At 44.0% G+C, this 12445-nt stretch carries 15 protein-coding genes; all 15 read left to right on the forward strand.

The window, feature by feature from the left end; genetic code table 11:
* Window positions 1-23: 23 nt before the first annotated feature.
* The 15 genes from H4683_RS05120 to H4683_RS05190 all read left to right on the forward strand — a co-directional run bounded on the left by H4683_RS05120 (window position 24) and on the right by H4683_RS05190 (window position 12437).
* Entirely contained in the window at window positions 24-266 is a 243-nt protein-coding gene (locus H4683_RS05120) for a DNA-binding protein (protein ID WP_225941894.1), read from the forward strand.
* On the forward strand, window positions 238-918 hold the full coding sequence (locus tag H4683_RS05125) for a response regulator transcription factor (RefSeq protein WP_192597766.1): 681 nt from the start codon (window positions 238-240) through the stop codon (window positions 916-918). The genes H4683_RS05120 and H4683_RS05125 overlap by 29 nt, the downstream gene beginning before the upstream one ends.
* A 2-nt stretch (window positions 919-920) precedes the next feature.
* Entirely contained in the window at window positions 921-1838 is a 918-nt protein-coding gene (locus H4683_RS05130) for a sensor histidine kinase (protein WP_192597767.1), read from the forward strand.
* A 71-nt stretch (window positions 1839-1909) separates the two neighbouring features.
* Window positions 1910-2587, forward strand: coding sequence for an ABC transporter ATP-binding protein (locus tag H4683_RS05135; RefSeq protein WP_192597768.1), 678 nt, complete (start codon window positions 1910-1912; stop codon window positions 2585-2587).
* 5 nt (window positions 2588-2592) lie between these two features.
* On the forward strand, window positions 2593-5091 hold the full coding sequence (locus H4683_RS05140) for an ABC transporter permease (protein ID WP_192597769.1): 2499 nt from the start codon (window positions 2593-2595) through the stop codon (window positions 5089-5091).
* Window positions 5092-5728: 637 nt separating this feature from the next.
* Window positions 5729-6031: a hypothetical protein gene (locus H4683_RS05145; protein ID WP_192597770.1), complete on the forward strand. Its 303-nt coding sequence runs from the start codon at window positions 5729-5731 to the stop codon at window positions 6029-6031.
* A gap of 119 nt (window positions 6032-6150) precedes the next feature.
* Complete coding sequence (locus H4683_RS05150; protein WP_192597771.1) at window positions 6151-6633, forward strand: hypothetical protein; 483 nt, start codon at window positions 6151-6153, stop codon at window positions 6631-6633.
* Window positions 6630-7133 carry a hypothetical protein gene (locus H4683_RS05155; RefSeq protein ID WP_192597772.1) on the forward strand — a complete coding sequence of 168 codons (504 nt, stop codon included), beginning with the start codon at window positions 6630-6632 and terminating at the stop codon, window positions 7131-7133. Before H4683_RS05150 ends, H4683_RS05155 begins: the two co-directional genes overlap by 4 nt.
* A gap of 12 nt (window positions 7134-7145) precedes the next feature.
* Window positions 7146-7307 (forward strand): hypothetical protein, encoded by a 162-nt coding sequence (locus H4683_RS05160; RefSeq protein WP_192597773.1) that lies wholly within the window; start codon window positions 7146-7148, stop codon window positions 7305-7307.
* A complete protein-coding gene (locus H4683_RS05165; protein WP_192597774.1) occupies window positions 7255-7791 on the forward strand; it encodes a hypothetical protein in 537 nt (178 codons plus the stop codon). The genes H4683_RS05160 and H4683_RS05165 overlap by 53 nt, the downstream gene beginning before the upstream one ends.
* A gap of 26 nt (window positions 7792-7817) precedes the next feature.
* Complete coding sequence (locus H4683_RS05170) at window positions 7818-8762, forward strand: YwqG family protein (RefSeq protein ID WP_192597775.1); 945 nt, start codon at window positions 7818-7820, stop codon at window positions 8760-8762.
* A 44-nt stretch (window positions 8763-8806) separates the two neighbouring features.
* The gene (locus H4683_RS05175; protein WP_192597776.1) at window positions 8807-9130 is read left to right on the forward strand and encodes a DUF5713 family protein; all 324 of its coding nucleotides are present in this window, start codon (window positions 8807-8809) and stop codon (window positions 9128-9130) included.
* Between the two features lie 27 nt (window positions 9131-9157).
* Window positions 9158-10156 carry a DUF4303 domain-containing protein gene (locus H4683_RS22100; protein WP_192597777.1) on the forward strand — a complete coding sequence of 333 codons (999 nt, stop codon included), beginning with the start codon at window positions 9158-9160 and terminating at the stop codon, window positions 10154-10156.
* 72 nt (window positions 10157-10228) lie between these two features.
* Complete coding sequence (locus tag H4683_RS05185) at window positions 10229-11902, forward strand: DUF6138 family protein (RefSeq protein ID WP_225941895.1); 1674 nt, start codon at window positions 10229-10231, stop codon at window positions 11900-11902.
* A 31-nt stretch (window positions 11903-11933) separates the two neighbouring features.
* Window positions 11934-12437: a YfbM family protein gene (locus H4683_RS05190; protein WP_192597778.1), complete on the forward strand. Its 504-nt coding sequence runs from the start codon at window positions 11934-11936 to the stop codon at window positions 12435-12437.
* Window positions 12438-12445: the final 8 nt, after the last annotated feature.

The raw sequence follows: 12445 nt of genomic DNA on the forward strand, positions 1-12445 counted from the left end.
TTGATTATACGTTTTTTTTATAAATGAATGGAAAAGAAATGGTAAATGCGGATTTTATTTCAACACATCAGTCGGCTGAAAAGTGGGTAATTTCAAGCAGACGGGTTCAACAATTATGCGAACATGAACGCATCACTGGTGCTATTCGATTTAGCCGTGCTTGGGCAATCCCCAAGGGCTCCCCAAAGCCGCAAGATCCACGTTTGAAACCGGATAAAGAGAAGAAGGGAGTTTACTATGAATACAATTTTAATACTGGAAGATGATGAAAATTTAAGCCGTGGTATTGCGTTTACCTTTGAAAAGGACGGCTACCATGCTGTTTCAGCAAGCAACATCAAGGAAGGGAAACAGCTGCTTGAGCGGCATAGCCCCCAACTTATTATACTGGATTTAGGGCTGCCGGATGGCAATGGGATGGACTTGTGTAAAGAGATTAGGACATATTCAAAAATTCCAATTATCATGCTGACCGCCTGCGATTTAGAAACGGATGAGGTATCGGGCCTGTTAGCAGGTGCGGACGACTATATTACAAAGCCATTTTCACTATCTGTCCTACGGGCAAGAGTAGAGGCATTACTTCGCCGCACGGAAACCGAAAACCGTTATATCATCTGTTCCGGTAAATACAAGTTGGACACAGACCTTTGCAAGTTTTTCTGTGAGAATGAAGAAATCCATATCAGCGTTACGGAATATAAGCTGCTTTCTTTTTTAATGACAAATGCCGGGAGAGTGCTTTCAAAGGAACAGATATTATCCTCTTTATGGGATAACGAAGGAAATTTCGTAGATGAGAACACCCTGCCTGTTAATATAAGCCGTTTGCGTGCAAAGATGGAATCCGACCCGAAAAGTCCTCAGGCTATTAAGACAATTCACGGAATAGGCTACATCTGGAATGGAGGGGTGTAAAGATGGTGCTTGCAGTTACCCTAATCATGACCATTGTTTTATGTTCCTTGACCACCTTTTTTACCTACCGATATGTAAAAAATGCTTTTGATTCTATTGATAAGGTTTTAGACAGCGTGTTAAATAAAAATGCCGGGATTTCTTTGGAATCGACGTCTGATAGCCGACTTTCCAAGCTAACGCATAAAGCAAATAAAATTCTCCATATGACCACTTCTGATTTTACGCAGACTACACAAGAAAAAGAAACAATCCAAAGCTTTATTTCTGATATGTCCCATCAGATGAAAACGCCGTTATCGGGTGTTTCCATGTATACCGACCTGCTGTTGGAGGGGAATGTCACCGCAACCGAGCAGCAGGAATTTTTGTCACGCATTAAAGTGGGGACAGAAAAGCTACAATGGATGATGGATAGCCTAGTGAAAGTGTCAAGGCTGGAGGTTGGAGCCATTGAACTATTGCCTGTTCCGGCAGCTATCAAGCAGACCATTACCGACAGCATCAGCAGCGTATACGGGGCGGCGGTAAAAAAAAGTATCTCCATTAAATCAGCTTATTTTGAAGATGTTCTCTTGCTGCATGACCGAAAGTGGACATGTGAAGCAATGACCAATCTCCTCGAAAACGCTGTAAAGTATTCCCCATCCGATAGTGAAATCAACATATCCGTGGAATCCCTGCCCATTTATACAAAAATCATCGTGACCGATTATGGCATAGGCATTCCTTTCGCTGAATGGAACTCCATTTTCAAGCGGTTTTACAGGGGGCAGAATACCAAGGGTGTAGACGGAGCCGGATTAGGGCTTTACTTGGCATCGCTGATATTTCAAAAACAGGGCGGCTATATCCTTGTGGATTCTAAGCCAGGGCAACATACGACTTTCTCAATGTTCTTGCAAAACTGTAAGAAATAACTTGCAGTTTGTTAGAACTCTGTAAGAAACGGGCCCTATACTAAAAGTATCAAGACAAGGGGGTATATTTTATGGCAGTTTTGAAAACAGAAGGCTTGAAAAAATACTATGGTAAAGACCCCAACACCGTCAAGGCGTTGGATGGTGTTGATTTGGAAATAAAGGAAGGGGAATTTATCGCTGTTGTTGGTACATCAGGATCGGGTAAAAGCACCCTTTTGCATATGCTAGGCGGTTTGGATATGCCAACAGACGGTAAAATAATTGTCGGCGGTAAGGATATTTCAAAAATGACGGATGAACAACTTACCATTTTTCGGCGCAGAAATGTCGGCTTTGTATTTCAGAATTACAATCTTGTTCCCATTCTGAATGTCTATGAGAATATTGTTTTACCGATTGAATTAGATGGAAATACCGTAGATGAAAGCTTTGTGGAAAGCATCATCGAAACCTTGGGGCTTTCAGATAAGCAAATTAATCTCCCGAATAATCTTTCCGGCGGACAACAGCAGCGTGTCGCGATTGCCCGTGCTCTTGCTACGAAACCGTCCATTCTTCTTGCGGACGAGCCAACTGGAAATTTGGACAGCAAAACCAGTCAGGACGTTTTGGGCATCCTCAAAATGACATCTACAAGGTTTCACCAAACCATAATGATGATTACCCACGATGAGCAGATCGCCCAGCTTGCTGACCGGGTTATTCGCATCGAAGACGGCAAGATTGTCGCCGCAGAAGGGCGGTAGGCGATATGAGGAATAACAATCAAGCCATTATTAAAAAAGTATCCCAAAGATACTACCGGGCAAACAGAACCCGAAACATCGTTTTAGCCTGTGCGATTATCCTTACCACAGTTTTGATTACGGCGGCATGTAGCATATTTTATAACTACTCGAAATTATCGACACACCAAGAGCTGAAAGAAAATGGAACAACAGCAAATGCCGTTCTAAGCCGCCCTACACAGAAACAGATTGACCTTTTGCGAGGCATGGACATTTTGCAGCCCGAACTCAACATCCAATATAAGTTGGGATCGCTTATTGGTAATCAAGGGCAAGCGGGTATCGATGTAAATATGATAAGTGCAACAAATTGGGAACAATTCAGCCTGTCATTGGTAGACAATATGCAAGGTGCTTACCCTACCGAAAACAATGAAGTTATGATGTCCACGTGGCTACTGAATAGGCTGGGAATTTCCACACCGCAGGTTGGCATGGGCATACCATTGTCCGTTGGCATAAATGATATAAAAATGGGCGGCGGAGCGGAAGTTCAAACGCTATCATTTACCTTGTCCGGTTTTTATGAGGATACGGCAAACATCAGTACCGAAAACAAGAGGGTAGCCTTTTTTTCAGAAGCACTACTTGAGGAATATCCGCAGAACACTCCAGACCTTGTCGGATTTTTCTTCAAGGATATCAGCGGTTATCAGGATAAGATGGAGCAGGTGCAGACTTCTGTTGTCATAGGAGAGAATCAGCATTTGATTCCGTCCTATGACGGCAAGCTGAATATGAGCGTCAAGAATTTTTTCATTGCGGCACTGGTTGTTTTGTTTTTCATGTTTGACGGATACCTGATTATCTACAACGTCGCCTACATTTCCATTACACGGGATGTGCGTTTTTATGGACTGCTGAAAACGCTTGGCATGACCTATAAGCAGATTAAAAACATTGTATACCGCAATGCTTTTCGGACAGCACTCTTTGCCCTGCCTGTGGGGATTCTGCTAGGATGGGTGCTGTCGTTCTATGTAGTACCGCTAGCTTTATCATCGTTTGCAGGAGCCGAGTCTATGAATACGCAGGTGAACTCATGGGTGCTGCTTATTTCGGCTATTTTTTCCTTGCTGACGATGTTTATGAGCTACAGGGCGCCTGCGCAAAAAGCGGGGAAAACATCCCCTATTGAAGCATCAAAATTCACCGCGCTGAAAAACACAAAGCAAATCTCCAAGGGGCGAAAAAATGCAAAGATACCCTACATGGCTCTGAAAAATATACTCCGCAATAAAAAAAGAGTGTTTATCGTCGTACTAACCCTCTTTTTAGGAACATCTACACTTTTGACGCTCATGACTTTTTTGAAATCCTTCAGCGTAGAGGAATACATCAATGCGGAGGTCAAATATGACATTGCCATGTACAATCACGTGACACGAGCCAGCTTTTCACCGACAGAGGAGCAGCACTTTACGCCTGAACTCATGGCGCAGATTTCTGCTGTGGATGGCATTCGTGAGATGGAAAAGACAACGGTTGTTTCGATTTACCAACATTATTCGGATCCTATTTATAGCGAATGGCTGCGAATTGCCAATGAATTTAAAGGAAGCATGGGCGAGGAATTACGCGACAAGACACTTTATGAGGAAGACCCGAGAACTAACTTTTGGGGGCTACTGATTGGCATTGATGATAAAAAGGTGGAGGAATACAATCGTACAGCCGAAACTCCAATTGATATTGAGGCTTTTTCCAAAGGACAAATTTCACTGGTGACAGACATTAACGGAAGCGGGATTCCGATAGGAGCAAAAATTCCGTTTACGGTGATTGACAGTGAAAAAACCTTTGAGGTAACGGTCGGCGGTCAAATGACCTTTGCGCGGGATTCGATGAACAGCGGCGCCGCTCCATGGCTGATTGTATCAAACCATGTCATCAACAACTATCATCCCGATGCTGTGCTTTACTCCGTCAAGGTCAATGCGAAAATAGGGGAAGAGCAGGACGTTTTGGATGCCATTACCCTAATTACAAGCAGTGATCACAGCATTTCTCGAACCTCAAAGATTGAACAAGCCAAAGCATTTGATGACTTAAAACGCTCCTTTTCCTATCTTGCTGTGGTTATTACCATTATTCTGAGTAGCGTTGGAATCTTAAACTTTATGAATACCATGATTGTAAGCGTCCTGTCAAGAAAGCAGGAGTTAGCTGTGTTCGCTGCTATCGGCGCAACCAAGAAGCAAATAAAGAGGCTTATTACCTTCGAAGGCTTATGGTACGCCTTAATCACCTTTACGTTTACGCTAACAGTCGGTAGTGGTATCAACTATCTAGCTTTTCATGTGATACGAGAAAATCTGGGATTTGGTACATTCACCTATCCGATAGTTCCATTGCTGCTGTACACATGCGTTGTCTTTTTTCTTTGCGGAATAATACCCCTTTTATTATACAGGCTTGTTTCCCGCGAAAGCGTGGTGGAACGTCTGCGGGAAGTTGGGTAAATCGAAAGTAGTGAACAAATTTATCGGCGGATAAAATACGTTAGTACCCGGAGTTTTACAAAAACTTTGAGGTGATGTATTTTTTACATTATCATGAATTAGGGCATTGCATCACACCCCCGTATTCCGCACTGCTTTCTGAATATTTTTTTAAATGAAGGTGAGAAAAGGTTAATGAAATCTTTTGAAGAACGAGTTACACAATTAAGAAATTATGAAATATATTGCTATCGTATCTGCTACTATTTATTAGATGCAGGTACCTAAGTAATTACCTAAATTTAACTATAAATCGTTCTTTTAAAAGACATGGTATAGTCGGCAGATCAAGGAAATGTATGAAAGAGAGAACCGCGTACTTTCTCAAGCATAGCGACAGCATGGAAAGGAAAGCCCACTATGTCTTTACGGAACTGGGCTCTCAATCGGGAAAGAACCGGACTCATTCGAATTTTATATGTTTGCTGAACCATTGTTGAAATATTGGGAATAGATTCAGAGACCCATCACAAGTTGGTAGGGTACCCGATGACCCCTGCCTGCTTTTTTGGTTTTTTTGTTGGATTGACCTTCCCTTTCTATTTTTATACAATAGTCTTATAATAAAGATATCTTGTAAACGGAAGAGAGTAATCGCGTGGGAATGATCAAAACAGGATTTTGGAAAATCAATTTTATCCTTGCACCAGGTGAGTTCAAAGAACTTCTGAATAGTTGTGTTCAGAAGCGGAGCGCTTTCCATCTGCGAACCTACGGATATCCTGAGCATACCGTCATGCAAGTGATCGATACATACAAGAATGCCTATCAGTTCTTAACTTCCTCTGAGAAGCCTTCTCAAACAAACCTTGCGCTGCCGTACAGTATGATCTTCCCCCAACCTTTTATCGGATTCACCCTGAATACGGATGGCATTATTAGCGTGAGGACAAAAAAGTAGAGGTGAGTAAGTTGAGAAAACAGATGCCGAATCAATGCCAAGAATGCGGAAAATCTATTGGTTTTAAAGGAATCTGTGATTGCTGTCGAATAAAGAATCATAGAGAAGCCTGCCAAGCTATGAGCAGTGAAGAAGTGGAGAAAATGGTCGAATCGATCATCTCGAATATTGAAACGATCGGGGAGTGGGATCAAGTCTATCAAGACTTCAATGGGTTGCTTGGCTATCACGACATCAACACTGCGCGAATTGCACAAGCAGCGTTCGACAAGGGGATCTTCTATCCACCTAAGCTCTATTGGAATGCTTTACCCGAGGTACGGGATCAGCTGCTCACGCGTCTTTTTGATCCTGCATGTGATGAAGCAAATCATTTGCTGCTCTGCCTCGCCCTGCAAGGCGATGAAGTCGTTCAGGAAGCATTCCTGAAGCTGGAGAGAAATCCGCTGGCCTGGCGCAGCAAGCTGCATGTGAATCCATCCATCTATGCCCACTATGGTGGCTGGCATTTCGATGATCGAGGGAATCGCAGCTCATTGTATTTCGAGCGATGCTGCCGGGAGACGGTGTCGATCAGGCTGCGAAAGCTGGCCAATTATTGAAGCAGCACTGTCCGCATTGCGGTTGTCAGATGATCGATGTCCTGCGGCTGGACGGCCTTGATGAGCGATTTTCTTATCTGGAAGTCGATGGAGTGCTGACCATTTCCATCTGCCCGAATTGTATCACATTTATAGAAGAGACGTTCGTGCGCTATGACGAAACTGGCCGTAGTGAGATCATTCCATATGAGGCATCCTTAGAAATGGAAAATTATTGTTCGGAGGCAGATCTCTTGGAGATGAACGGGAATCAGCTCACACTTAGTGCCGAAGCAGTCCCGATGCATTATGCTAGCGGTGGTGATGAGGTCATCACGATCGGCGGCTTGCCGGATTGGGTGCAGGACGCGGAATTCGCGACATGCTCGGACTGCGATCAAACCATGAAATTTCTCGCAGCGCTTCCATGGAACGCATTGATGGATGGCTCTGAAGGTACGTTATATATCGAGATTTGTACGGATTGCCGCACGCTGTGCCTGTTCCATCAACAGACGTAAGGAGGCTTTGGGATGAGTCAGAATCATATGGCACAGCACGGTTCAACCATTTTGAATAGTAGAAATGATTCGGATTTGATAGGGCAAAATGCTAAACGAGAACATCGACGAGGTGAGCGCGATGAAACAAGTGGAACAGCAAGATTGGGAATTTCTACTCCACGGAAGTGTTGAGGATGTTGATGCATTTTTGAAAAGGCATCCGGGTGTGTTCAGTGACGATGATCGGACGGACTTCTTGCAGGCAGCCAGGGAAGAGGAGTTGTCGTCGGTACGAGCTAATCTGTTTTCCTGGGTGTACGGGGTGACTGTGGATTGGCGAGAAGTAGATTGTGAGGTCGTTCGATTATTTGGCGAATTTTTGCCTGGAGAAGTGATCGTGGAAGAGATGGCTGAAGGACTGACCCTGTCATACGCAGGTGAGATCTATTCGATTCCACTGACGTTTTCGCCTAACGATCGTTACATTACGATTCGAGGCATTGCGGATATCATTCAAAAGCAGTTTGAGATTCGGTTGTTTCGGGATTCCTATTGGTCGGATACTCATGTGTTTGTGCTCATGTCGCATGTTCAATGGCAGGAACTTGAGCGCAGCCATATTGCCGAGGTAGAGAAGATCTTTCAAAAAATTACACCAGAACTAGATTTCCCTTGAAGGAGAAATACAAGGAGTGTGCCAACATGAGAGAAAGCTGGAGAAAGCAAGCTATTATAGATTTACTTAGCAAATATCATGGCGAGGAAGATGAGCAAGTAGCGGCGCTGCTGCATCAGCATGCAGAAGTGGCGATGAGGCTGGAGTTGGTCGGGGAAGAAGATTACAGCCAAACAGGCAACAGCCGGGTAGCGGGTCGTCCGGATCTCCCACCGTCTATTGCTTGGCCTTGTACGGAGGATGGAGAATGGTATACGTTCCTGGCCCAAATCAATCTAGGAGAGTTGCCCTTTACGACTGCAGATGATTTGCCTGCCACAGGCATGCTGTATTTTTTTCTAGGAGCAGACGAGCCAGCCTACAATGTGGATCATCGCGTCATTTACTATGATGGTGACCTGCAGCAGTTGATATTGGCCGAGCCTCCAACAGATAAGGAAGAGGTATATGGGGATGAGCGGGAGTTTGTTGCTCATCGGGCCACGTTTGCCCCACATCTGTCCCTTGCAGATTTGGAGGAAGAGACAGAAGAGTTAATGGATAAATATGAGGAGCTGTATTTGGAGGTATGTGATCAGAGTGATTCGCTTTGGGGAGGTTTGCAGTCCTGGTCTGGCGATACGTCTCTGCATGCCTATCTATGCAGGAATGGGATGAAGGCTTTGCTCTATCAAACCCATAGAACCGAGGAGGAACTGCATGAGAAGGCAAGAGAAGCGTTGGCTGGTGGGCAGAATCAATATGCCGAACATATTGAAAACGAGCTAATTCCACTCTTGCAAGTGTTTAAGGCACGAGAATCGGAGCATCGTGAAGCGGCTCAGAACTGGCGATTGTTGTTCTCACTCTCCTCACTTGATGCTGCGGGTATGTGCTGGTGGGATGCTGGCTTTCTTGAATTTCTAATCGACCGTAACGATTTGCGCCAGAGACGGTTTGACAATACTTATGTGAATTTGGCAACTAGCTGATAAAAAAAGATTAAAACAATCAAACACTGAAAGGTGGTAATGTAATGAAATTGGATGCTAATTTTAACTATTTAAAAGACATGTATAACGACAGCTACTATCCTGTTTTCTTAGTGGATAAGGTGAAAGAGCAGATCCTTATAGTGGTGAATTTTTTGGAAAGTGGGTCACATTCGGACGAAGTGATACAAGGCAAACTGGATGAGATGACAATCGCCATCAACGATTTGCAGGAAGAATTCGATGAGCATGACAGCGAGATCGAAACTGTGGCACGGGATTCCATCGGGACGACCGTAGAAGCAATCCTGCATGCGTTTAAGGTGGATATCGATAGCGAGACGGCCATTAGGGAGAGAGATTGGTAATTTTTTAGCTAGAATGGAGGTGTAGGAGTGAAAGATATAGACCTTGATTTTAAGAGATTATGGAATGAAAGGAAAGAAGATTTTAGAAGACCGATTTTTACAGAAGAAGAAAAGTTGCAATATGAGAAGAATCTTCAGTATAAATTACCACAATCCTATATATCGCTGTTACAGAACACTCAAAATGGAGGTCTCTTGAAAAGGAACTGTTTTCCTACTTATGATGAGAATCAAAATGTTAAACAACTTTTCATTTGCTCCTATATCAGTTCCATTTGTGAATTGGAGAGTGAAAAAGAACGAAAAGATTATCCTGGACTTGTCAATTTGCCGGATATCGGAATCTATTTTGGTGAAAATCTAGATGCAGCACGTACAGAACGTTTTGTATTTGATTACTCACAATGTACTGCAAAAGATGAGCCAAGGATCACTTTTGTAAAACACATATATCAAGTCGGGTATGAAAAAACAGTGTTAGCTAATAGTTTTAAGGAATTCTTGGATAAGTTAAATCGAACACCAACATCTAAGCCTTTTGATTATGATGAAATCAAAAAACAGATAAAATCTGCTACTCGAACAACCTTTGCTAGTATGGTTAATCTCTATGAACAAGAAGAAATTATTGCTTTTGGGCTGTATTTGGATGCTAACGCAACTATGGTATGTCCTGCAATGAACACAAAAGATTTTTTAAAACAGGTTGTCGAGAAAGATCCCAAGGAACAGGGATTTTACAAGTATGAAACAACAGAGTGGAAATATGAAGGAGAACATGCAGAGCATTTTAATGTTGTGTGCGAGACGATGGTGAAGCATGTAACCCTGCTTACCAGCAACGGTAAAGTTAGTCAGTTTAGAAATAAGATGGTAGAGATGTGCATTCAAGTGTTGGAAGAGTTACATGCTGATCTTTTCTTTACACAAATTTGCGAGCGAGATATTCTCCTTATGGTAAATATATCAAATGGAGAGCTATCCGGACAAAAAAAGAAACAGATTATTAGACGACTAAATGGTTGAGTAGGGTCAGTACTTTCAGAAAACCTTGTTGTCGGTCTTTGTTTTTATTAATCAAATGAGGTGAAACGCAAGATGACACAGCACACCCTGATCAATACGTTATCGGAAGAAATCCTTGGTGCAGTGGATGAATGGTTTCAACAGATCGAACGGAAAAAGGAAAAAGACGTAAACGAAATTACTGGGCGAACTTCGCTGCAAATCGGCATTCATGACTTTTTACATATCGAGTACAGGGATGGGATAATCAAATTGTATTCTTGGATTAAAGGTTCACCTGACTATCAGCACAAGGGGACTCGTCTGGAAAATCCGCTGACCCATCAGGAAATAGAGAATGCGTTGATGCCGTTGTTGGAAAAGGGAATCAGACAAAAGCTGCAAACCTATGAGAACAGCGTCTTGGTGAGTTATCGATTTCAAGCAAGCATCAAAGTCGGTGGCTCCGAAACACTTCCCATACTGAACGATGTGAACGAGCGCAAGCGCGAGCTGCTGTTGCAGCGCATTCATGCCTATATCGAGGATAAACTGGAAGGCCAGTCTTATCCGACCGATCCGCTGGAGAGCTTCTTTCTCTCTCGACATTTGGTCGATCCGCAGCTGTTTCAGGATATAGATACTGCTTTTATTATGCGTGTCTATGAATTGGTGATGGAACGGAACAAAGGGAATAAATCAAAGCTGGATGAGCATCGTTCCAATTATATTCGTGCATTTCGTTTGTGGGCTGAAAGTGTGTTTTTGCCGATTTACTTCCATAGTGTCGAGACCAGATGGGGGCAAGCTGAACATACAATAAAAGAGGGTATCGACTTAACCGCAATGGAGCCGCAGCAAATGGAACTGGTTCTGCAAACGGCCATTTTGATTATTAAATACGAACCCAACTACTGTCGACAAAATGGACTTGATCTGCTGGAAAGGCTGAAGGAACTAGGCAGTAGGCAAGCGGTTAAGGTGATCAAGGAGGGCAGCGGAACGCTTCCTGCAGAAGATATCCGTTACAAGGATGAACAGATCGAATGTCAGGCTCATGACGTTTTCTCGATTATCACCATTCGAATCAAGGAAGAATGCTCGGACAGTTATGCGAAGGGTCTAGATTTTATTTGTCGCCTGCTGGAGAAAGGGTTCTTCCGAAGCTATCAGATTAGGCTGAAATCGCAAGCCAAAAACATAGTATCTGTTCCCGGTCTGGCGAAATCGCAAACCCATCGTTTCTTTGCTAATGCTTTGCAGTATGAGGAGTTGCATCCGAAGTTAGAGACTTACGCGCGGCTGGCGATGATGGAGTATGAATGGTATGAAGATACAGAGGGCGAGAAAAACTGCATGCCCGGCACGTATGCCGTATTTGGACTGGGACTATCGAATCGACGTTATTTTTCGCTCGTGGAGGCCTATATGGAGCGCGTAGATGACGAGCATCAGTCCGTTTCGTCTGCTTTTGCCGGGGCATTCATTATGCAGTATGGGATTGACGAAACGACGCTGCCGACAATGGCGGCTTGTCTGCTTAGCAGCCATGACGGCAAATTCAGCAAATATCGCGCAAATTTCGAAACCGCAGCGAATCTGCAAGCTCTCGCCGGGATTATGGTGCCACTAGCTCCTCATCATGCCCGCCATCTGGTGAAACTGATCTGGGGCAGCCTGGACAATCTGCAAAAACGGCAGCAAAAAGAGAAGGGCGAGTGCGCGGATGGTTTCGCGGCTGTCTGGGCAGCAGCGAACCGGAAGTGATAAGTATTAGGGAAGGCAGGAGGAGAAGCATATGGGGATGCGCGGGCAATACGTGATGGTAAGCGAGGATACATTGGAGCAAATGATGAAGATGGACAGCGAAGCTCTAATGGATACGCTGGAGGAGCTGATTGAGGCGGAGACAGCGAGCTATGAGATAGACAAGCTGTGGGACGGCCTGCATTTCTTGCTTACTGGCGTTTCGGCAAGCGAGCCGATTGAAGGCGACCGGCTTAGCGAATCCGTGGTAGGTGTTCATGTGTTTGATGTTGGGGAGGATGACGGATTTTTTGCTTGCACCGAACAGGATGAGTTGGCCGATATAATCCAGGCGATGAAGCAAGTGGACTTTGATGTGCTAGAGCTGAGCTTTGATTTAGCCGCCTTTCGCGGAAATGAAATTTATCCACGCATTTGGGAGGAGAATTGCAAAGAAGCGCTTTGGCATGAGCTTAAGGGAGAATTCAGCGCTCTTCTTGCTTTTTACGAAAAGACATTGGCAGCAAAACAACATGTGATATTCAGCATAGTATGAAAGGGGAT

Source organism: Sporosarcina limicola (genome assembly GCF_014873855.1).
Classification (GTDB): domain Bacteria; phylum Bacillota; class Bacilli; order Bacillales_A; family Planococcaceae; genus Sporosarcina; species Sporosarcina limicola.